This is a genomic window from Ruegeria sp. K7, from assembly GCF_056531785.1.
On the sequence record NZ_JBQFMJ010000009.1, the window covers coordinates 161,568 to 183,843 of the forward strand.

Genomic DNA, 22,276 nt, shown 5'->3' on the forward strand with positions numbered 1-22,276 from the left:
TGAGTCCCCATGCCCGAGATCAACACACCGCTGCTTGAGCAGATCCGCGATCGCTTTGCCCAGGTCGACCATTGCCCGCAACAGGGACCCCGGATTTTCTTCGAAAACGCGGGCGGCGCGCTGACGTTGAACTCAGTGGTGAAAACCTCGCAGGACTATACGGCAATTCCCGACAATCAGGGGCGTGACAACCCGGGCAGCCATGAGCTGGTACGCGTGATCAACACGGCCAAGGAAGATATGGCCGTGTTCATGAATGCGCCGGGCGGGCAGTTCTTTGTGGGCGAAAGTGGCACCGAATTGCTGTTCCGCCTGATCATGAACGCCTGTCTGGGCACCGGCGCGGGTCAGGTTCTGGGGACGACCCTGGAACACCCGGCCACCCGCAGCGCCTGTGACCGCTGGGCGCGTATCGCTGGGCAGAACCATGTACTGGTCGCGCATGACAATGCCACTGGTACCGTGACTGCCGAGGCTTATGCCGCAAAAGTCACACCCGACACTAAGGTTGCAACCATCGTTCATACTTCACCCGTCACCGGCATGGGTGTCGACGTGGCGGCCGTGGCCGCAGCCATCCGGGCGGTTGCGCCCGAATGCTACATCATCGTCGACGGCATCCAGCACGCCGCGCATGGCCGGATCGACCTGACGGCCTATGGTGTGGATGGCTATGTGATTTCGCCCTACAAGGTGTTTTCGCGCCATGGCTATGGGGTTGCCTGGATCTCGGACCGGCTGACGGCGCTGCCGCATAACAGCCTGCTGGATGGCCCTGCCGACAACTGGGAGATGGGGACCCGCGACACCGGATCTTACGCCACCATGTCCGACGTGGTCAGCTATTTCGAGTGGCTGGGCGAGCAGGTCAGCGACGCCACCGACCGGCGGGCCAAGTTCGTTGCGGCGGGCGAGGCGATCCACGCGCAGGAAAAGGCGCTGACGGATGCGATGATCCACGGCACCGGCAACCTGCCGGGTCTGGCCGAGATGGAGAAGGTGACCATTCTGGGCGGCATCGACAACCCGGCGCGCGAAGGTCTGGTGTCGCTGCGGGTCGAGGGTGTGCCTTCAGTCGATGTGGTGCGAATGCTGAACGAGCAGGGTATCCGAACGCATCTGCGCAAGGCAGATCACTACTCTGGCAATATCCTGACGCCGCTTGGCCTGGACAGCTGTGTGCGCGTGTCGATGTGCCACTACAACAGCGTTGCCGAAGTCGCCCAGTTCCTGGGCGCAATGAAATCCATCGCCGCCTGAATCCGCAGGCGGGAACGCCCTTTGAAAACGCATGTCTGGGCAGCAGTGATCGGGGCAGGCCTGGTTTGCGCTCGTTTGGAGCGCGGTGCGCTGGAATGAAGCCCTCAAAACGCCCGTATCTGACCTGCCTTCACCCCTTTGCGCGTTCCCCTTGTCCCATGGACAACCGCCCGGCCAAAGGACTATTTCAGTGCATTGTTCGCCAGGAACCGGGCAAGATTTGCAACGGCTCGGCCCCGGGCTTTGGCGATGTTGGTGCTGTCAAGCGGTTCACCGATCGGCTCAACCAGTTCAAACAACCCCGACCGTTCCCGCCCGCCGTCGAGCCGACCGAGGAAATACTGCCCTGAGACAAAAAAGGTGCCGTCGGCCCGCGCCACGAAGGACTCAAACCGCAGGTCCAGAATTCCTGCAGGCGGTTCCTCGAATGGCCACGGTGAGGATGCAATCCGAGTTCTGGTCAGGCCGGTGAGGTGACGGGTCAGTTCCAGCGCAATCGCGCGTGAAGGTTTGTCCGCCCAGAGAACCGACCCCTCGGTAACCAGCAGACCGCCTTCGCCCTCGATCGAAATCTCGTCCGCCACGGCATAGCCGGGCAGCGATGGCTCTTTGATCTCAAGCGATGAAACGCCTATTCTGACACGGCCTTCCAAAGTTGGTTCATTGACTGAAACCCGGTCGTTCAGCCCGCCGCAGCCCGCCAACAGCACCAGGCTCAGGCACGTGAGGAATTTTTGTAGCGGCATGTCTATCGTCCCTTGATCAATATGCTTGGGTCGCGTTCCAGCGTTCGAAGCAGCGCCGCAAGGGCATTGGCCGCCTTCTGAATGTCGCGCAGCGCCGCTCGTGCATCGCGGCTGAGTGCTTCACCCTTGTTGAAACCACTGATGGTGGCAGATGCCTCGTCCATCAGTCTGCTGGCTCTCTCGGCCAGAGCGGGCAGTTCGCTGGTCGAGCTGGCAATCGCGTCGGCGGCATTGCGCGCCGAGGTCAGGGTTGCGTTTACGTTGTCGACCGCGCCACCCTCGCGCAAATCGACCAAAGCGGCGTTGACTTCGGCCAGTGTCGCATTCAGTTGCACAGGCAGGTCCTGAACGCCTTCGGTTTGAATGAGCTCATCCAATGTTGCGACAATCCCGGTCAGTTCGGTGACCAACTGGTCCAGGGGCAATGCACTGGCCCTCGAAGCCAGAGTGTTCAGGCTCGACAACAGCTCTGGAAGGCCGGCAATGGATGTGTCCACGGATTCCATGGCGTTTCTCGCCGCATCAACGGCGCCGAGCAGGCGCTGTGTGACCTGCTCGGTCCTGAGTTCGGTCAACATTGCATCGACCTGATCCAGCAGTTTGTTGATATTCCCCGCGACCGAGCGAACGTCGTCAGATTCAACCACCGCCGTGGCCGCCGCCAGCAGCTTACGCAGGTCTTCGGGCGTTTCCCGGATTGCGTCGCTGGCCACAAAAGCGCGAGCAGTGTCAAGAAACGCGACGGCGCTGGACATCAACTCTTCGACCGGAAGCGCCTGGATACGCGTCAGAACACGCTCGACCGAGGCTTCCCCCGACTGTATCTCGCTCTGAGTGGTGGGCAGGATTGTTATCCCTTCGGCGGTTTCATTCCAGTCGAACGGATCATCATCGGTGTTGTCGACAAATTGCACCTTCAAGCCACCGGAAAGCAGGCTGGCAGAGGCCAGTTGCGCGCGCATCCCCTCGTCGGCCCGCGTTTTCAGAAACTCAAGCGCGGCAGCGGGTGAAACTTCATCTGGCAGGCCAAGACGCGTCGGCTGTATGGCCAGGACCGCATTCAGGCGCACCCGGTTGTCCCCGAAGGCCTCCTCATCAATAAGACCGATGACGCTGTTCACCGTTCCAATCCTCAGACCCGCCAGTTCGACGGGGGCGTCCACACTGAGGCCCGAGATGTTGTCGTCAAAGATCACACTGACAAACAGTTCATCGACCTGCGACTGGTTGAAGATGCTGTCCCGTGCGGCTTCGGAGTCTTCATAGACCTGGAACAACGTACCGTCAGATACGGCCGAGCCTCCTGACACGAACGTGTCGAATGTGATGCCTCCTGCCACGAGGCTGGCTATGGAAGTGAAATCGACAGATGCCCCGGCCGCGCCGACAGAAATACTGAAACCGGACGTGTCCCAGAACCGCGTCGTGTCATTGATGAGACGTTGGTGCGGATTGTAGATGATCGCCTCGGCCACGGCAAAATTTCCGCGCGGATCGATCGAGGCTTTGCCGACCCGCCCAACCTCGATGCCACGAAAAAGAATGGGCGCATCATCCGTCAACTGGCCACGGGCCGAGCTGCGCAAGGTCAGCTGCAATCCGGGCTTGTCTGCCCGGAACAATGGCGGCTGCGGTCTGCCTTTGAAGAGTTTGGTCGGTTCGCCCGAATTCGCATCCCAGCTGCCTTCGATGTAGACGCCGCTTAGAACCGTTTCGAGTCCCGACACGCCTTGAGTGGTGAGTTCAGGCCGAACCACCCAGAACTGGGCGGAAGCATCGACATATGGCGAAATCTCCTTGCTGAGACGGATTTGTGCCTCGACGGCCTTAAGCCCTTCGGTCAGGCCGACCTTTTCGACCAACCCTACAGCCACGTCCCGAAAGCGCAGCTCGGTCGAATTTGCGACAAGGCCCGCGCCGTCCTCGAATGTGACATGAATTACCCGGCCCTGACTGGAAAGAGACTGCCATGCAACCGCCAGCGCGACCGCGATCGCTGCAATCGGGATAACCCATATCAGCGACACACGGTCCCATATCCGGCGCGGTTGCTGTTCGATCGGTACATCGGGAATATCGTTCATTTGGCTTCCTGACGTCGGCGTGAATCCCAGATCAACCTTGAATCAAAGTTTTGGGCGGAGAGCATGGTGAATATCACCGAGAGTGCAAAAAAGAGACTGGCGGTGCCGGGTCTGATCGATGCCAGGCTGCTGAGCTGAACCAGAGAGGACAGGATTGCAACTACAAAAATGTCGATCATCGACCAGCGGCCCACGTATTCCACGACCTCGTGCACCAGTCGGAGCTGCGTCATGGAGAGTGAAGACCGGCGGGATATGCTGAGCGCCAATAGGGCGATGGCGGCAAACTTGCCCAACGGAATGGCGACGCTGGCCAGCAGGATTATGGCCGCAATTCCGAATGCGCCGTGATGGATCAGATCCACGGCCCCACCCACGATGGTGTCTGCTTGCCGGGTGAAAAGCGTGCGTGTTTCCAGCATCGGGTACAGATTTGCCGGGATGTACGCCATGACGCCGACCAACCACCATGCCCAAACGCGCTGGATCGCCATTTCATCACGCGACCGGAGTTTTCGCCCGCATCTTTGACAAGTGCGGGTTTCGCCCAGGCGATGCACCTTTGTGCAGGATCGGCAGGCGACCAGCCCAAGCTCGCGCGCGCTGACTATTTTCTGGGATGAATCAGAGAGTTCCATACAGACCATCTACACAGAAGACTGTCCTGCACGATGACGAGCAGGACAAGTGCGGTGAACATCCAGAAGGCGGCGCCGAACTGAATTTCGGCGACGTCAGCAACTTTGGTCAGCGCAACGGCGCAGCCCAACACAAAAATCTCGGCCATGGACCAGGGGCGCAGCGCTTCGACCCATCGAAACGCGGGCTTTGCCCCGGGAAGCAAAGGGCGTTCCAGCACGATCGGCAGAAGTACATAGATGCTGAGGACTGCGCGGGCCAGCGGGATCAGAACGATCAGCAGGATCATGGCCAACACGAGAGGGCCGTAAATGCCGCCTCGGAACGCCAGCGCGGTGCTCATGATCGACACCGAGTTGTGAACGCCACCCGCCCGGACGGTGAGAAACGGAAAGAACATTGCAGCGACCACAAGTACAGCGACCGAAATAGCCAGGGCAATGATCTGCATACCGGCCTTCCGCTTCGGAGTAATGAGCACAGTGTGACATCTGGCGCATCTGGCACGCTCGGCGAATTCGGGCTTAACCAGCCGAAATGCGGCATCACAGTTCGGGCACACGATCACATCCGTCGGGGTGACAGGTTCATGAGACGCGTTTGTTATCTGACCTTCTCCCCCAATGCTTGCCTTGGGACGGACCAAAAAAGGTGCACCTAGGATGTGTGCTTTAGATCATATTGATTTATCCTGACAGATGTTTTTTTGAAATCGGTCAGCTTAAATCACTTGGTCAGCTTTCGCGGAGCTGACTTTGAACACGACTGCGTGGATAGGCTGATGCCTTTGCCATGAGGCCGATGTGCCTGTCTTGTCAATCGAGCGGCGTCTTCCCGCTGTTCTCTTCGGGACGACTTGCGCAGGTCCGCGGATATGACTATGCGTGCTCGTTCATTAGGATCGGGATCGTTCGCCAATCCTCAGTTTCCTGCAAGCTGATTTACTGATTTTGCAGTCATGTTGATCGGGGGATGCGCCCAGTTGTCATCGGGCGTGAACGGAACTCAAGCTCTGCCGCTTCCCGATCTGGCAATTTCGCCTTCTGCAATCGCTGCAGCATGTCTGCCGGAATCGGTGCAGCATGAGGGCTTGGTATTTGCTGGACGTGAAGCTCCATGAACTCGCAAACGGCCGATAGCTCACCTTTGTTCAGCATCTTCATGTGCAGATGAAAGCGTTTTTCATCACAGTCCAGAACTCGGGTTTCAATGCGAAGCCGGTCCGCTTCCTTGACTTCTCGCAGGAAAAACTTGTGATCTTCCAGCAGGTAGATCGTACATCCGGTGCGCGCGCGATAATCGGCATCAAAGCCGACCTCATCCTGCATTGCATCGACGGCAAGGCTGAAGACCAGCCCGTAATAGGCATCCCGCATGTGGCCGTTGTAGTCGATCCACTCGGGCCTCACGGTAGTTTCAAAGATGAATATCATGCCGTTGGGGCCTTCAGGTCATAAAACCGCGCGGCAGTATCATGGAATACGGCCGCCTGAACCTCAGCCGGAATCAGATCACGGTAAGCCTGCACCAGCGTCGCGTAATCGCTGTAGAGTTTGTCGACCGGGAAGTTCGATCCGAACATGACCCGCTCTGGTCCGAATTGTTCAAGACAGACTTCCACGATGGGGTGAATACTGTCGGTGGTCCAGGTGTGATCGAACATGCCCAGACCGGACAGCTTGCAGGTTACATGCGGCAAGTCGGACAGGACGCGCAATTGTAATGCCCAGTCTTTCAGGCCCGTTGGGCTGCGGTCATGGGGCGATCCGGCATGGCAGAGCGCAATCGGCGTCTCCGGCGCCTGCGAAAGAACGCGGGCGGTCTTCTCCATCAATTCAGGAATAAGTTGCAGATCGAAGCTGAGCTTTCGTTGTCCGGCTTCTTGCAAGCCAGCCAGGAAGTGTGGATCGTCCAGCAAAGCATTGGTGCCGGTTTGCGCGTCCTCTCCGGGCGCGCGACCGACGATCTGGCGCACGCCACGCACAGTCGGCAGGGTCTGAAATGTGTCCAGTAGGTCGGACAGATCGGACGACGTCAGGTCACAGTACACAACCTGCGCCATCGGCCAGTCCGGGGAGGCGTCGGCGACGGATTGAACCCATCTGGCTTCGTCCAGACCGTTCTCGGCCCCCACCTGGATATGCACCGAAGCGCGGATGCCGCAGGCTGCGGCGTCTGCGCGAAATTCGGTCAACTGGTAATCCCGCTGAATGGGTGTCGGGTCACCAAAGAACCTGTCCACCCCGCGCGCCATCAGCCATGGGTAATGCACCGCGGTAAGATCCCAAAGGTGGTGATGCGCGTCAATCCAGCCGGTCATGTTCGCGGTACCCTTGCCATGCGCCCCAGAATGTCGACACCCTGTTGTTTCCAGAAATGCAGAAGGTCGATGAAAATCCAGTTCTCGGCAAGTTTATCCCCCTTGCGGCGATAGATGTCGATCACCCGGAACTCGGCAGCTTTGTCGGTGGCAGGCATCCCCATAAACCCGCCGGTGGGACGGGCCGTGAAATTCGGCCATCCGAAAAACCCGCCATAACAACCTTCTGCCATCCGACAAATGTGCTTGGTTTTCGACCGGTCCGCGAAGCCTGCGCGGAAGGGGCCTGAGTGCTGCTGTGCGTAACGCTCGATCGTGTAGGTTGCACCGATACCGGACGGACCCCACCAGATCATGTCTTCGCACCATGTGCGCCGCAGCTCGTCCTCAAGGCTGAGACCGCTATCCCATTGGCCCAGATCGGAAATCATGGCGTTGATGGCCGCCAGGGTCCGTTCTCCTTCCTCGGCGGGTTGGGGTCCGAACATCAGACCGTCGTGAGTCATCGGCCCGGGCTGGACAAGCTGAGCTGCGGTCTGCGGCGGGAATGGCCGCAACCCGGCCTGCATCATGAGATGAGGAATGTCGAAATACATCGCCGTCTCGGTGATCTTGCCGTTCTCGACCTTGTTGAACTCGCAATATCGCAGAAACGCCATCTTGCCTGTGGGGGCGATGCCCAGCCACGCATTGTCGAACAGCCCCATCAGATGGCCCATGGAAACAACCCAAACCGAGGAAAATCCGTCCATCTCGTTTCGGCCGGCCATGAACACGTCCATCCGTCGCTGCATATGCCGCAGGCTGTGCCTTAGAGGTTGCCAGAATCTCTGTACCACCGTGTCCGTGCCATGCAATTCATCAAACGGATGAAATCCGCGCCACAGGTAGTCTTCGGCACAGAACTCGGACATCGCGTCAGCGGCGGCCGATTCTCCGTTCTTGCTGAGTGCTTCGTAGTACTCGACGACGACGGCTTTTTGGGCTTCGTAGGACATTTTCAATTTCTTTCAGTGCTCTAAGCGCTGGGATGGAGCTGTATGCCAAGGATGGCAAGGGGTGATTTTGCATGCGCATGCAAAAAAAACTTGCCAGATGTTTCTTTTGCTGTCTATGCTTTTTGCAAACGTATGCACGCTAGGTCCAGCTGGGAGGGCAGAATGGCCGAAATTCAACTTCGCAATGTTGGAAAGCGTTGGGGTTCTTTTGTGGGGGTTGATAATTTTGACCTGACGATTTCCGACAAGGAGTTTCTGGTTCTTCTTGGCCCGTCAGGCTGCGGCAAGACGACAACCATGCGCATGATCGCCGGTCTGGAAGATGCCAGCGAGGGCGACATTCTGATCGACGGGACTCGTGTGAACGACATGGAGCCCAAGGATCGTGACGTGGCGATGGTGTTCCAGTCCTATGCACTGTACCCGAACATGAACGTCTACGAGAACATCCGGTTCCCGCTGAAGGTCCGCGGAATCGACCCGTCCACGCATGACGAAAAAGTACGCCGTGCATCGGCAATGGTGGAACTGGACGACTTCCTGCATCGCAAGCCTGCGGAATTGTCCGGTGGTCAGCGTCAGCGCGTCGCGCTTGCCCGCGCCATCGTGCGCGAGCCGAACGTATTCCTGATGGACGAGCCGCTGTCCAACCTTGACGCCAAGCTGCGCGTGTCTACCCGGGCACAGATCAAGAACCTCAGCCACGAACTGGCGGTGACCACGATCTATGTGACCCACGACCAGATCGAAGCGATGACGCTGGCCGATCGTGTTGTGGTCATGAAACAGGGCGTGGTGCAGCAGGTTGGTAGCCCGACCGACATTTACGACACTCCGGCCAACACTTTTGTCGCCAGCTTCATCGGCAACCCTGCGATGAACCTGATGGAAGGTGAGGCACGGGGCGGCACCTTCACGGCCAAAAACGTTGAAATTTCCGGGCTGAACGCTCCGGACGGCCCGCTGACATTAGGCTTCCGGGCCGAAGATGCCGGCCTTGCTGCCGAAGGGCAGGGGCAGATCAACGCCCCGATCTACACGCAGGAATTGCTGGGGGACGCCACTATGATTTCGGTTCGCGTTGGCGGTGCCCTCATTTCGGTGAAGGCAGACAAGAATTTCCGGGCAGAGATCGACGACATGGTTTCAATCTCGGTTCCGGCCGAAATCTGCCATCTGTTTGATGGCAAGACCGGCGCCCGGATCTGAACACGGCCCTGCTCAATGATCGGGGCGAACCCCGGCAACAGAACTTCATGCGCGAACGGGCCTCGCGCTCAAATTCTCAAAACAACAGGGAGACAGAAATGTTCCTAAGAAATTTCGCTACAGCAACCGCCTTTGTGGGCCTGATGGGCTCGGCAGCTTATGCCGCCAATTGCGGCCCCGAGGGGCAATCGATCCGCATTCTGGCCAGTGACTTTCCGGCAATCCACGCCGTCGCGGGAGCCGCCGAAGCCAATTGTGGTGGGGCCGCGGCTGAATTCAACACCAACCACACCACCGAAGCGCGCTCGATCATGAACGCCGCTCTGACCCCGAACCCGTCGGAATATACATCGGTGATCCTGGCCAACTCGACTTTGACCCAGCTGATGAACGACGGTCTGGTGCGGCCGCTGAACGATCTGGTCGAAAAATACAAAGACAGCATCCCGCCGAACCTGCTGATCACCATCGATGGCAATGTCATGGCTGTGGCCTTCATGGCGAACTCGCAGCACCTGTTCTCGCGCAAGGATATCCTGGAACAAGCTGGTTTCGACGGCATCCCGGCCACCTATGAAGAGGTTCTTGAAGCCGCTGAGAAAATCCGTGCTGCCGGTATCATGGAACATCCGATCGCAATGAACCTTCAGACCGGATGGAACCTGGCCGAGGTGTTCAACATGATCTATCTCGGTCATGGCGGTGAGTTCTTTGTACCCGGTTCGGCCGAGCCGTCGATCAACAACGAAAAAGGCGTGGCCGCACTGGAAGTCATGAAGGCTCTGGCGGAATACGCCCATCCCGACCACCTGACCCACGCGTCAAACGAAACGCAGGGCCTCTGGGAATCCGGTCAGGCGGCTCTGGCCGTCATGTGGGGTTCGCGCGGCGCGCCAATTCTGGATGATGAAGGGTCCACCGAAGAGGTGACCTCGAATACAGTTTTGTCGGCTGCACCAACCGTTGGCGGCGGATCGATTCCATCTGCCACGCTGTGGTGGGACGGTATTACCATCGCATCCAACGTGTCGGATGAAGAGGCCGAGGCATCCTTTGCGGCATTGATCAGCGCCCTGACCCCGGAAATGGTTGCAGCAAACAACGATGATGCCGTCTGGCTGCTTGACGGGTTCCAGCCCGGACCGGCTGCGGCAGGGGTTGCAGAGACCGTTAGCGGTGGTGCGAAGCCCTATCCGATGATCCCGCAAATTGGCCTTCTGCATGCGGCACTTGGTGCGGAGCTGGCGGATTTTCTGAAGGGTGACGAAAGCGCTGAACAGGCGTTGGCGGATGTCGAAGCCGCCTACCGGACGTCGGCCAAGGAAGCCGGCTTTCTCAAGTAACACTCCCCGACTTGAGGGGGCGCAATCTGCCCCCCTCATCTTTTTCCGGACTAAAGACTGGGACGTACGCCATGAAGCACCGCACCTTTTTCTGGTTCATTCTGCCCACGCTTTCCGCGATGATCCTTTTCATCGCTCTGCCGATCGTCTCGGTTTTCGTCCAATCGCTGTTTGTCGCGCATGAGCAGGTTCTGCTGGTTTCTGAAAGCTGCGGACCATTTGGGTGTACCCCGACCACCACGGTCGACACCGAGGCCACTGCAAAGCTGCGCGCAGAACAACCCCTTGGGCGGTTTAACGGTCTGGGCACTTACATCAACCGTTCACACCTGGCTTTTGCCGAGATCGGAGAAGCGTGGGCAAGCTCTGAAAGCCTGGGTGATTTTTGGGCTAAGGTGTATAACCTGCCGTTCTACAGCGCCCTGACATTCACCCTGGCCTATACCTTTATTGTCACGCCGTTGGTGTTGGCCCTTGGGCTGGCCATTGCCGTAGGCGTCAATAACCTGCCCCGCGCGCTCAAAGGGGTTGCGATCTTCATTTCGCTTCTGCCGTTTCTTGTCACACCGCTTGTCGGCTCGCTGATCCTGTTCTGGATGGTCGATGGTGATGGTGTTATCGGCGCCACCATTCAACGCATATTCAATGATCCGACACTCAGCCTTAAGGCGTCGACGGCGCTGACATGGACCATGCTGATGGTTTACGGCGTGTGGCATACCCTGCCGTTCAGTTTCATCACCTTCTACGCGGGTTTGCAAACCGTCCCCGATGATACGATGGAAGCGGCACAGATCGATGGCGCGACGAAGTGGCAGCGCTTGATCCATGTGATCGTTCCACACCTGATGCCGCTGGTTTCGTTTGTGACGCTCATGCTGATCATGGATAACTTCCGCGTTTTTGAGCCGATCGTCAGCTTCAAAGCCGAGGCCCACGCACAGTCGCTCAGCTGGATCATCTACAACGATCTGCGCGAAAGCGGCAATCCGCTCTATGCCTCAGCAGGTGCGACTTCGCTGATAACTATCATCCTTGCGGTCATCCTGATGTCACCGGTGCTTGTTCGCACCTGGCGCGACTTCACCCGTAAATCTCACTGAGGACACGACATGGCGACCAAAGCACAATCCCGCATGACCCCGCTAAAGCTGTTCTCTTACGGTTTCGTGGCCCTCTGGCTGCTGATCGCTGCCTTCCCGTTCTTCTGGACCTTCTGGGGCAGCTTCAAGGTACAGGCCGACTTCTTGTCCAAGGCCAACTGGATGAACGCCCTGACGGGTGCCAACACGATTGAGCAAACCGGCAGCGCCTTTACCGGTGCCGGCTATCACGGGGCGTGGGTTCTGGAAGATTTCTGGTTCAACTTCAAGAACACCGGCATTGTGGTCTTCTTCACCGTGCTGATCTCGCTGACCTTCGGAACGCTGGGGGGATATGCGTTGGCGCGATCCGGTTTCCGCTATGCGTTCTGGATCCTGATGGCTGCGCTGGTCTTCCGCGCGATGCCGCATATGACGCTGGTCTCGGGTTACCTGCTGTGGTTCTTCGAGTGGAATGTCTGGGGCATCCTGCCGACCACCATCATCGTGCTTGTGGCGATCAACCAGCCCTTTACTCTGTGGATGCTGCACTCGTTCTTCAAGAACATTCCCAAGGACATGGACGAAAGCGCCATGGTTGATGGCTGCACCCGGTTTCAGGCCTTCCGGCATGTGATTGTCCCGGTCATGTGGCCCGGCGTGATCACCACAGGCCTGTTCAGTTTCCTGCTGGCCTATAACGACTTTACCGTGGCCGTAATGCTGCTGAGTGAAGAGAACGAGACCATCATTCCCGCCATCAACAGCTTCATGGGCACCACGCAGGTTGAAGGCAAGGTCATGTACGCGGTCGCCGCCGTGGTTTCGGCCACCGCCCCGCTGTTCGTCCTGATCCTGTTCTTCCAGCGTCAGATTGTCAGCGGTTTGACAGCAGGGGCGGTCAAGGGCTGATGAGTGCATCTGCAAGACATAATGCCATTGCGCGCCACCCGGCGCTCAACCGGATGCCAAGGGATTTTCTGACGGCCGATTAACCCTCCCCGTCCTCACAGAAAACCTCTTGGCAACCAGATAAGGAATAGAGACATGAAGGGTTCCCGCCCTGAACAGGCCGTGCTGACACGCGACACGGACATGAGCAAAACCGAACAAACCCGGGCCGTGATCGAGGGGATGGTCGACGGTTTGAACGACCACCGCATCGACGATATCGGCGAGTTTTTCGCGGAAGGGTTCCGTTGGCTGGGCAACCAGGGCTGCGGCACCAAGACCGGGTTGAAGGAATTTCAGGAAAACTGGCAGCGCCCGTTTCAGGCGGCGTTTTCCGACAAGACCTGCATCGACGAAGCGCGCCTCTACATGGGCGAGTGGGCCGCAGCCTTTGGCCGGCAGGAGGCGACACATTCGGGCGAGTTTCTGGGCATCGCCCCCACCGGCAAGCGGGTCGAGATCCGCTACATGGACTTCTGGAAAGTCGTTGACGGCAAGATCGTCGACAATTGGGTGAATGTCGATTTTGCCCACGTTGCCGCGCAGCTGGGCGTTGATCTGTTCAATGGCGAAGGCTGGGAAGCATTTGACCGGGGAGAGAAGGTTCCGCCCCGGCCCGAAAACTGAGGATTAGGACAATGGCAATTGAACACCTGAAACGCGGCAAACCCGAGGCTGACCGGGCCGACGACGATGCCAAAACCCGCGCCGTTGTCGAGGCAACGCTGAAGGATATCGAAACCCGAGGCGATACCGCGGTTCGCGAGTTGTCGGAGAAATTCGACAGCTACTCGCCCGAAAGCTTTCGCCTGAGCCAGCAACAGATCGACGATCTGATTGCGTCTTTGTCCGAGCGTGAACTGGCCGATATCAAGTTCGCCCAGAAGCAGGTGATGAATTTCGCACAGGCGCAGCGCGACTCGATGCTGGACATCGAGATTGAAACCCTGCCCGGCGTGATCCTGGGGCACAAGAATATCCCGGTGCAGTCCGTGGGCTGCTACGTGCCCGGTGGCAAGTTCCCGATGGTCGCTTCGGCGCATATGTCGGTAGCAACGGCAAAGGTTGCGGGTGTTCCCCGGATCATCGCCTGCACGCCGCCATTTCAGGGTAAGCCGAACGCGGCCGTAATCGCGGCGATGCATCTGGGCGGTGCGCATGAGATTTATGTCATGGGCGGCATTCAGGCGATTGGCGCCATGGCGATCGGTACGGAAACCATCGATCCGGTTCACATGCTGGTTGGACCCGGCAATGCCTTTGTTGCCGAAGCCAAGCGCCAGCTGTTTGGCCGCGTCGGTATCGATCTTTTCGCGGGTCCGACCGAGACGATGGTCATCGCCGATGAAACCGCAGCCGATGCCGAGCTTTGCGCCACCGATCTGCTGGGGCAGGCCGAGCATGGCTATAACAGCCCCTGCGTTCTGGTCACCAACTCGCGCAAGCTTGCCGAAGACACGCTGAGCGAGATCGACCGTATCCTCGGCATCCTGCCCACCGCCGGTACCGCCAAGGTCAGTTGGGAGGAATATGGCGAGGTCATCGTCTGCGATACCTATGACGAGATGCTGCAAGTCGCTGATGACATCGCGTCCGAGCATGTTCAGGTCATGACCGACCGCGATGACTGGTTCCTGGAAAACATGACCTGCTACGGCGCGCTTTTCCTCGGGCCACGCACCAACGTTGCCAATGGCGACAAGGTAATCGGCACCAACCACACGCTGCCGACCAAGAAAGCCGGGCGTTACACTGGCGGCCTCTGGGTGGGCAAGTTCCTGAAAACTCACAGCTATCAGAAGGTTCTGACCGACGAGGCCGCAACAATGGTCGGCGAATACGGTTCGCGGCTTTGCATGCTGGAAGGTTTTGTCGGCCACGCCGAACAGTGCAACATCCGCGTCCGCCGTTTTGGCGGCATCAACGTGCCATATGGCGAGGGTGCTGTGTATCGCGAGACGGCCGAGGCCTCCTGACAGGCGCGGCGGAAATCGCTGTCAAACCAGCGCCCGGGGTTGGCCCGGGCGTCACGGAATTTCTGAAGTAAGCAGTAAAAGCAATGCGAGATTTCGCAATGGACAAACACTCTACCCACAAGGCCCTGATCGCGCCCCTGCGCGAGGCCATGTACAACTTCGATGAAACCGGCGTTCGCGCGGCATTGGGTGCGGTGATCGCGCCGGATGCCATCGTTCACATGCCGCACCCGTTTGGTGACCTAACCGGACCGCAGGAACTCTATGACACTTGCTACGCGCCGCTGCTGAGATCCATGCCCGATCTGGAGCGTCGTGACTGGATCGTCATGGGTGGCGGGACCGAACAGGGCAATGATTGGGTCGGCTGTGGCGGCCACTACGTTGGTACCTTCGTCGCCCCCTGGCTGGACATCCCGCCGACGGGGCATCTGACCCATATGCGGTTCCACGAATTCTACCGCTTCGAAGGCGACAAGGTTGTGGAAATCCAGACGCTCTGGGACATCCCCGAAGTGATGATGCAGGCCAAGGCCTGGCCGATGGCCCCGTCACTGGGGCTGGAGTTCTGTATTCCCGGCCCAGCGACGCTGGACGGGATGGTGCCAGGTCCGTGGGATGAAGCGAAGTCAAAGACTTCATGCGCCCATATCGTCGACATGTTGGACCATCTGAAGAAACACCCCAGCCAGGGTGGACCTGAAGTGATGGAGATGGAGAAGTTCTGGCATCCGCGCATGAACTGGTACGGCCCCGCCGGGATTGGAACCGGGCGCGGCATCGCGGGTTTCCGCAACTGGCACCAGATCCCCTTTCTGAACGGTATGCCCGACCGCGGCAAATACGTCGATGAAATCACCTACCATTTCTTTGGCGACGGCGACTATGCCGCCGTGACCGGTTGGCCGGACATGATCCAGACCGTCACGCATGATGGCTGGATGGGCATTGCGCCGTCCGGCAAGCGGATCACCATGCGCAGCCTTGATTTCTGGCGGCTCGAGGATGGCCTGATCCGCGAAAACTGGGTGATGGTCGATCTGCTGGACGCCTACCGCCAACTGGGCGTAGATGTCTTTGCCCGCCTGCGCGAGTTCAACAAGGCACGTGTTCCGGGCACAATTCCGTTCCCGGTCGGCGAGGTCTGATATGCCCCAATTCCCCAGCACCCCAAGTTTCAGTCTGAGCGGCAAGCGCGCTCTGGTCGCCGGCGCCTCATCTGGCATCGGCATGGCCTGCGCTGTAGCCCTTGCGGAACATGGTGCTGAGGTCACATTGGCAGCGCGCCGCGTTGGCGCGTTGCAAGACATCGCGAATGAGATGTCAGCGCGCGGATGGTCAGCCAAGACACTTGAGCTGGACGTCTCGGACGTTGCAGCCACAGCCGCGGCCGTGGCGCAAAACGGACCTTTCGACATTTTGCTGAACTCGGCCGGCCTTGCCCGCCACAGCAAGGCTGTGGACACGCAACCGGATGGTTTTGACGCAGTCATGGGCGTTAATGTCAAAGGGGCCTATTTCCTGACCCAAGCCGTTGCCAAAGGGTTGTTGGAAGTCGGTCGCCCCGGTTCGCTGATCAACATCTCAAGCCAGATGGGTCATGTCGGGGGCCGCGAACGCGCCGTGTACTGCGCGTCGAAATTCGCGGTCGAGGGGTTTTCAAAGGCGATGGCGCTGGAGTTTGGGTCCGCAAAGATCCGCGTCAACACCATCTGTCCCACATTCATCCTGACCGACCTGACTAGGTCCACGTTCGACGATCCGGACAAACGAACCTGGATTCTGGGCAAGATCAAGCTGGGCCGCCCGGGTGAGATTGAGGACATCATGGGGGCGGTGGTCTACCTGGCGTCGGATGCATCGGCCTTGGTGACCGGCACGGCGCTGATGGTTGACGGGGGTTGGACGGCGGACTGATGGCGACACAAAAGGTTACATCACTGGAAGTCGCCCGCCTCGCAGGGGTCAGCCAGTCTGCGGTCAGCCGGGTCTTCACCCCTGGTGCATCTGCATCAAAGAAAACCGTGGAAAAAGTGCGCAAGGCCGCCAAGGAACTGGGGTATCGCCCGAACGTTCTGGCCCGCGCCGTGGTGTCCGGGAAAAGCCGGATCATCGGGCTTGTTGTCGCCTATCTGAACAATCAGTTCTACCCCGAAGCGCTTGAAAAACTGACAAACACGTTGCAGGAGCGTGGGTACCACGTGTTGATTTTCATGGCCTCGCATCAGGCTGGAAATATCGACAATGTGGTCGAGGAAATACTCGACTTTCAGGTCGACGGGATCATCGCGGCCTCGGTTGCACTGTCGTCGGATCTGTCCGACCGCTGCCGAACCGCAGGCGTACCGATGGTGCTGTTCAATCGGGCGCAAGACGATACTGCCATGTCGTCAGTTACGTCCGACAACGTGGCCGGAGGACGAAAGGCCGCCGAGTTCCTGTTGGCCGGCGGGCACCAAAAGATCGGTTACGTCGCGGGATGGGAAGGTGCTTCGACCCAGAGGGATCGCGAAGCCGGGTTCGTTGCGGCCCTGCAGGAGGCCGGTGTTACGTTGCACGCCCGCGAAATCGGGAATTTTGTGGCGGAAGAAGCCCGGCAAGCGACGCTTAAGATGTTCAACTACGATGCGCCTGATGCGGTGTTTGTCGCCAACGATCACATGGCCATTTCAGTGATGGACACGCTGCGGTTCGAGTTGGGTTTGAATGTTCCGGGCGACGTTTCGGTCATCGGATATGACGATGTCGCCGTGGCGTCATGGCCGGCGTACAACCTGACCACCATTCGCCAACCCGCCAACCGCATGGTCGCTGAGACCGTCGATATTCTGCTCAGCAAAATCGAAGATCCTGATGTCAGTCCGCGCCGGGTCGAGATTGACGGACCTCTTATTGTTCGCGGCTCGGCCCGCATACCTGAAGGATGGAAGACATGAAGGGGTTTGATCCCAAATTCAAAGACTTTCCCGATTACATCATCGGCATCACCAAGGAGATCTGGGAAGATCGCGGCATAGCCACGCTGCATCATTATTACGCGCCGGACATCGTGGTGCGCTCGCCTGGATCGGTTGTGGTGGGCAATCAGGGCGTTATCGCCGCCACGATGGCCACCCTTGCCGAGTTTCCCGACCGTACGCTTCTGGGCGAGGATGTGATCTGGTCCGGAACCCCGGAAGAAGGGATGCTGTCCTCGCACCGGTTGCTGTCAACGGCGACCCATCTGGGCGATGGCGTTTACGGTAAGGCGACCGGGAAAAAGCTGGTTTACCGAATTCTTGCCGATTGCCACGCCATCAACAACCAGATCAACGACGAATGGCTGATCCGCGACCAGAGCGCGATTGTCCAGCAGATGGGCTGGGATCCCAAGGAATACGCCCGAGACCTGATCGCCCGTGAAGGTGGGCCAGACGCCTGCGTGCAACCCTACACGCCCGCAAATGACAAGCCCGGCCCTTACAAAGGGCATGGCAATGACAACGAGTGCGGTCAAAAATACGCGGATATCCTGACCCGTATCATGAATGCCGACATGGGTGTGATCGAGGCAGAGTATGACCGCGCCGTCCTGTCGGAATATCCCGGCGGCACCACAGGGCATAGCTGGGGTCCAGTGGACCGGTTCTGGATGGGCCTGCGCGCCTCGTTCCCGAATGCAGAATTCAAGATTCACCATCAGATTGGCCGCGACGATCCGATGATGCCGCCGCGCGCCGCGATCCGTTGGACGCTGCACGGCAAGCACGACGGCTGGGGTGTCTTTGGCGTTCCAACCGGGGCCGAGGTCTTTGTGCTGGGCATCAGCCAGGCCGAGTTCGGCCCCTGGGGTCTGCGCAGGGAATACACCCTCTTTGACGAAACCTCGATCTGGAAGCAGATCCTTTTGAAAACCGGCGATCTCTAGCATGCCGTGCCGTATCTCAAATCTGGATGCCGGGCAGGCGATCCGGCGGTACCACGCCCACCGCGCCAGCCTGCGCGCCCGGCGGCTGAACAATCGCCCGCCGGGTGGAACGGTTTGATCCGATCAAACCCCCCGCAAAAGGAAGAAAGATATGAGTACCATCGAAAGCCGCATTGTCCGCTATGGCGAGCTGAAACCCTGTAAAACCGCATTTATCGACGCCCATACGCCGGGCTCGGACCAGAAAGAAAACTTTACCATCATCGGCGGTGGGGTCAGCGAAAGCCCGGACCAGCACGTCCACATAACCGACAAGATCGGGTTCAACATCGGCGCAGCGGGGCAGCCCCCGAAATGCCGCAACTCGTTGCACAGTCACACCACGGCCGAGGTTTTCTTTGTTGCCAAAGGCCGGTGGCGGTTTTTCTGGGGCCGTTATGGCACTGCGGGCGAATTCATCGCCGAGGAAGGTGACATCTTCAACATCCCGACGGGCATCTTCCGCGGCTTCGAGAATGTGGGCCAGGACTATGGGATGATCATGTCGATGCTGGGTGGCGACGATGCCGGTGGCGGCGTGACCTGGGCACCGCAGGTGATCGAGGACGCACAGGCACACGGTTTGATGCTGGGCAATAACGGTGTTCTGTACGACCGCAAGAAGGGCGAGGACCTGCCGCACAATGTGCAGCCCATGCCGCTGCTGACCGAAGAAGAACTGAAATCGTACCCCGAGGTTCCCGTCGACGCGGTGATCGGCAAGTATGTCGCCCGCTACTGGGACCTGATGGCACTGGCGGCGCACAAGCCGGCGGTTGTGATCGGCGAAAAGGGTTTGATCAAGGACAAGCCCGGGTTCGAGGTTGATTTTCTGACACGCGGCTCGGCCGTGACCGAGCCGGCCGTGGCTGAAAAACCGGTCGTATTGATGCCCGCAAGCGGTCACTGGCGCATCCGGATCAACGATGTTGAGACCACCCTGTCGAACGGCGACACTGCCTTGGCCTTGCCCGGCGAAAGCTACAGCGCCGAGCCTTCGATGACCGGCGAAGCGGGCCTGTACCGGATCATTGCAACCGATGATCCGGCCGGGGCGACCTGGACGGGTGCTTAATGGTGCCAGCGCGCGTTCCCCTTCCGGTTGGGGCGTGCGGAATGAACCTTGCGTCGGGCACCCGTCCCGGCGCGGGACTGAGTTTCGAAGGGAGATGAACAAATGACCCGCATATTGACCACCCACGTGGGAAGCTTGCCGCGCAGTCAGGAGGTCGTGGACTTCATCTTCGCACGCGAGCGGGAGGAGCCGTTCGATCAGACCGAATTTGACACCTGCATGACCGCAGCCGTGTCCGATACCGTGCGCAAACAGGCGGCGGCCGGGATTGATATCGTATCGGACGGTGAAACCTCGAAAATCTCGTACGCCACCTATGTCAAGGACCGCTACACCGGCTTTTCCGGTGACAGCCCGCGCAACGCGCCTGCGGACCTCAAGATGTTCCCGGGCTTTCTGCAGCGGCTGGCGAATGACGGCGGAACCCCGCAATATGCCCGGCCCATGTGTGTGGGCGAGGTGCGTTCAAAAGGCCAAGATGAGTTGCAGAAGGATATTGCCAATCTCAAGGCGGCGATGGCCGAACACGGGGTGGCGCGCGGCTTCATGAACGCGGCCAGCCCCGGGGTGATATCCCTGTTCCTGCAAAACGACTTTTACCCAACGCGCGAGGCCTATCTGGCAGCGCTGGCCGACGCGATGAAGGCGGAATACGAAACCATTGTTGGTGCCGGTCTTGATCTGCAACTGGATTGCCCCGATCTTGCGCTGTCGCGGCATATGCTGTTCACCGGTCTGTCCGACGATGAGTTCCTGAAAATCGCCAACATGCATGTCGAGGCGCTGAACCACGCGTTGCAGGATGTGCCGGCCGACAAGGTGCGCGTTCACATTTGCTGGGGCAATTATGAAGGTCCGCATTGCTGCGATATCGGCATGGACAAGGTGTTTTCGACACTGATGTCGACAAAGTCGCGCTATGTGCTGTTCGAAACCTCGAACCCGCGCCATGCCCATGAATGGACCGTGTTTAGTGACCGCAAAGCCGAAATTCCAGCCGACAAGATTCTGGTGCCAGGCGTCGTCGACACCACGACGAACTTTGTCGAACATCCTGAACTGATCGCGCAGCGGGTTGAACGCTTTGCGGATATCGTAGGGGGCGACCGGGTGATTGCGGGATCGGATTGCGGCTTTGGCACCTTTGCCGGCTTCGGCGCGGTCGACCCGGACATAGCCTATGCCAAGCTGGGCGCGCTTGCCGAAGGGACCGCACTGGTCAAATGACGCCACTTGTTCTGTTGCCCGGGATGATGTGTGACGCGCGGCTATTCAGCGCCCAAATCGCGGCTTTGTCGGGCAGGGTTCCAATTCTGACTGCGCCAATCGGGGGCCGTGACACGATGGCGGCTCTTGCCAAAGACGTGCTGGCCTGCGCGCCGCAACGGTTTGCTGTGGCAGGGCTCTCAATGGGCGGTATCGTGGCTATGGAAATCCTGCGGCAGGCACCGGACCGTGTGGTGGGCCTGGCGCTGATGGACACCAACCATTTGGCCGAAACGGATGAGGTCAAAGCCAGGCGCGGTCCGCAGATAGCCGCTGTCGAACGAGGAGACCTGCGCATCGTGATGGCGGACGAGATGAAACCCAATTATCTGACCGATGGCCCGGACAAAGCTGCAATTCTGAACCTTTGCATGGATATGGCAGAGGGTCTTGGTCCCGATGTCTTTGTCAATCAATCCAAAGCGTTGCGAGATCGGCCAGACCAAAGCGAAACGCTGCAAAACTTCCACGGTGAAGCCCTTGTTCTGTGTGGGCGCGACGATGCCTTATGTCCGGTATCGCGGCACGAAATGATGCACGCGCTGATGCCGCAGAGCCGGCTCGAGGTTATCGAACGGGCTGGTCACCTGCCGACTTTGGAACAACCGCAACAAACCACGGCGGCTCTGACCCGCTGGCTGGAGGCGATATGAAGAAGTCCCTGCTGGACCTGCTGAAAAAGGTCGATACCCCCACGGTTTGCAACGCCATCGAAGTGGCGCAGGGCAAACGTGGGTTCAATGATTTCACCCGGGGCACGATGTTGTGCTCTGATCCCGGTGCGGGCGCGATGGTGGGATATGCACGCACCGCGAAGATTGCCGCCGTGAACCCGCCGACCGAGGCTCCGGAGGTGATCCGAAAGCGCCGGATGGACTACTACCGGCACATGGCTTCGGGGACCGGTCCGGTCGTGACCGTGGTCGAGGATACGGATTACCCGCATTGCATCGGCGCCTATTGGGGTGAGATCAACACCACGATCCACAAGGGTTTTGGCATCAGTGGCGCATTAACCAACGGGGTTATGCGCGACCTCGGCGATTTGCCCGACGGGTTTCCGGTTGTGGCGGGCTCGGTCGGGCCAAGCCACGGTTTCGTGCACGTGAAAGAGGTTGGAACGCAGGTGTCGATCTTCGGACTTTCAATCAGGGACGGGGACCTTGTGCATGCAGACCGGCATGGCGCATTGGTGGTTCCGCCCGAGGTGGTGGACGTGCTTGAGCAGGCGATCATCAAGTTACTTGAAACTGAGAAGCTGATCCTGGTGCCCGCGCGTCAATCTGGGTTCGATTTCAACGCCTTTGAAAAAGCGTGGGTGGCGTTTGAAGCCTCTCGAACCTAGGAGGCGCATGGGACGGGTTACCCGTCCGTGTCACCT

The 22,276-nt window shown here is 59.1% G+C and carries 22 protein-coding genes; 15 read left to right on the forward strand and 7 right to left on the reverse strand.

Translation table 11 applies throughout. From position 1 onward, the window contains the following. Positions 1-9: 9 nt before the first annotated feature. A complete protein-coding gene (locus tag ACR0FE_RS15450; protein WP_480913701.1) occupies positions 10-1,260 on the forward strand; it encodes an aminotransferase class V-fold PLP-dependent enzyme in 1,251 nt (416 codons plus the stop codon). Positions 1,261-1,442: 182 nt separating this feature from the next. Here the strand turns inward: ACR0FE_RS15450 and ACR0FE_RS15455 are convergent, their stop codons facing one another. The 7 genes from ACR0FE_RS15455 to ACR0FE_RS15485 all read right to left on the reverse strand — a co-directional run bounded on the left by ACR0FE_RS15455 (position 1,443) and on the right by ACR0FE_RS15485 (position 8,047). Continuing rightward, complete coding sequence (locus tag ACR0FE_RS15455; protein WP_480913703.1) at positions 1,443-2,006, reverse strand: PqiC family protein; 564 nt, start codon at positions 2,004-2,006, stop codon at positions 1,443-1,445. A gap of 2 nt (positions 2,007-2,008) precedes the next feature. Beyond that, a complete protein-coding gene (locus ACR0FE_RS15460) occupies positions 2,009-4,090 on the reverse strand; it encodes a PqiB family protein (protein WP_480913705.1) in 2,082 nt (693 codons plus the stop codon). Continuing rightward, entirely contained in the window at positions 4,087-4,737 is a 651-nt protein-coding gene (locus tag ACR0FE_RS15465; RefSeq protein WP_480913707.1) for a paraquat-inducible protein A, read from the reverse strand. Before ACR0FE_RS15465 ends, ACR0FE_RS15460 begins: the two co-directional genes overlap by 4 nt. Continuing rightward, on the reverse strand, positions 4,698-5,180 hold the full coding sequence (locus ACR0FE_RS15470) for a paraquat-inducible protein A (RefSeq protein ID WP_480492140.1): 483 nt from the start codon (positions 5,178-5,180) through the stop codon (positions 4,698-4,700). Before ACR0FE_RS15470 ends, ACR0FE_RS15465 begins: the two co-directional genes overlap by 40 nt. Positions 5,181-5,685: 505 nt before the next feature. Further along, the gene (locus tag ACR0FE_RS15475; RefSeq protein WP_480913709.1) at positions 5,686-6,162 is read right to left on the reverse strand and encodes a thioesterase family protein; all 477 of its coding nucleotides are present in this window, start codon (positions 6,160-6,162) and stop codon (positions 5,686-5,688) included. Next, the gene (locus ACR0FE_RS15480; protein ID WP_170682666.1) at positions 6,159-7,049 is read right to left on the reverse strand and encodes an amidohydrolase family protein; all 891 of its coding nucleotides are present in this window, start codon (positions 7,047-7,049) and stop codon (positions 6,159-6,161) included. Before ACR0FE_RS15480 ends, ACR0FE_RS15475 begins: the two co-directional genes overlap by 4 nt. Then, complete coding sequence (locus tag ACR0FE_RS15485) at positions 7,046-8,047, reverse strand: nuclear transport factor 2 family protein (RefSeq protein ID WP_480441446.1); 1,002 nt, start codon at positions 8,045-8,047, stop codon at positions 7,046-7,048. The genes ACR0FE_RS15480 and ACR0FE_RS15485 overlap by 4 nt, the downstream gene beginning before the upstream one ends. A gap of 162 nt (positions 8,048-8,209) precedes the next feature. Between ACR0FE_RS15485 and ACR0FE_RS15490 the strand changes: the two genes are divergently transcribed. The 14 genes from ACR0FE_RS15490 (at position 8,210) to ACR0FE_RS15555 (ending at position 22,240) form a co-directional block, all read left to right on the forward strand. Continuing rightward, entirely contained in the window at positions 8,210-9,256 is a 1,047-nt protein-coding gene (locus tag ACR0FE_RS15490; protein WP_170463835.1) for an ABC transporter ATP-binding protein, read from the forward strand. Between the two features lie 98 nt (positions 9,257-9,354). Next, positions 9,355-10,599 carry an ABC transporter substrate-binding protein gene (locus tag ACR0FE_RS15495; RefSeq protein WP_480913713.1) on the forward strand — a complete coding sequence of 415 codons (1,245 nt, stop codon included), beginning with the start codon at positions 9,355-9,357 and terminating at the stop codon, positions 10,597-10,599. 71 nt (positions 10,600-10,670) lie between these two features. Next, positions 10,671-11,702, forward strand: coding sequence for a carbohydrate ABC transporter permease (locus ACR0FE_RS15500; RefSeq protein WP_480913714.1), 1,032 nt, complete (start codon positions 10,671-10,673; stop codon positions 11,700-11,702). A 9-nt stretch (positions 11,703-11,711) separates the two neighbouring features. Then, positions 11,712-12,593, forward strand: a complete 882-nt coding sequence (locus ACR0FE_RS15505) for a carbohydrate ABC transporter permease (protein WP_170463829.1) — start codon at positions 11,712-11,714, stop codon at positions 12,591-12,593. A gap of 135 nt (positions 12,594-12,728) precedes the next feature. After that, on the forward strand, positions 12,729-13,259 hold the full coding sequence (locus ACR0FE_RS15510; RefSeq protein WP_170682669.1) for an ester cyclase: 531 nt from the start codon (positions 12,729-12,731) through the stop codon (positions 13,257-13,259). 11 nt (positions 13,260-13,270) lie between these two features. After that, positions 13,271-14,608: a histidinol dehydrogenase gene (hisD, locus tag ACR0FE_RS15515; RefSeq protein ID WP_480913717.1), complete on the forward strand. Its 1,338-nt coding sequence runs from the start codon at positions 13,271-13,273 to the stop codon at positions 14,606-14,608. A 98-nt stretch (positions 14,609-14,706) separates the two neighbouring features. Further along, positions 14,707-15,756, forward strand: a complete 1,050-nt coding sequence (locus tag ACR0FE_RS15520) for an ester cyclase (protein WP_480913719.1) — start codon at positions 14,707-14,709, stop codon at positions 15,754-15,756. 1 nt (position 15,757) lies between these two features. Continuing rightward, on the forward strand, positions 15,758-16,525 hold the full coding sequence (locus tag ACR0FE_RS15525; protein WP_480913721.1) for an SDR family NAD(P)-dependent oxidoreductase: 768 nt from the start codon (positions 15,758-15,760) through the stop codon (positions 16,523-16,525). Then, the gene (locus tag ACR0FE_RS15530; protein WP_480913722.1) at positions 16,525-17,544 is read left to right on the forward strand and encodes a LacI family DNA-binding transcriptional regulator; all 1,020 of its coding nucleotides are present in this window, start codon (positions 16,525-16,527) and stop codon (positions 17,542-17,544) included. The genes ACR0FE_RS15525 and ACR0FE_RS15530 overlap by 1 nt, the downstream gene beginning before the upstream one ends. Then, the gene (locus ACR0FE_RS15535; protein ID WP_480913724.1) at positions 17,541-18,515 is read left to right on the forward strand and encodes a nuclear transport factor 2 family protein; all 975 of its coding nucleotides are present in this window, start codon (positions 17,541-17,543) and stop codon (positions 18,513-18,515) included. The genes ACR0FE_RS15530 and ACR0FE_RS15535 overlap by 4 nt, the downstream gene beginning before the upstream one ends. Positions 18,516-18,666: 151 nt before the next feature. Then, entirely contained in the window at positions 18,667-19,629 is a 963-nt protein-coding gene (locus ACR0FE_RS15540) for a cupin domain-containing protein (protein WP_480913726.1), read from the forward strand. Between the two features lie 102 nt (positions 19,630-19,731). Then, complete coding sequence (locus tag ACR0FE_RS15545) at positions 19,732-20,856, forward strand: cobalamin-independent methionine synthase II family protein (RefSeq protein WP_480913728.1); 1,125 nt, start codon at positions 19,732-19,734, stop codon at positions 20,854-20,856. Further along, positions 20,853-21,548, forward strand: coding sequence for an alpha/beta fold hydrolase (locus ACR0FE_RS15550; protein ID WP_480492131.1), 696 nt, complete (start codon positions 20,853-20,855; stop codon positions 21,546-21,548). The genes ACR0FE_RS15545 and ACR0FE_RS15550 overlap by 4 nt, the downstream gene beginning before the upstream one ends. Then, positions 21,545-22,240: an RraA family protein gene (locus ACR0FE_RS15555; RefSeq protein ID WP_170682677.1), complete on the forward strand. Its 696-nt coding sequence runs from the start codon at positions 21,545-21,547 to the stop codon at positions 22,238-22,240. The genes ACR0FE_RS15550 and ACR0FE_RS15555 overlap by 4 nt, the downstream gene beginning before the upstream one ends. The last annotated feature ends 36 nt before the right edge of the window (positions 22,241-22,276 follow it).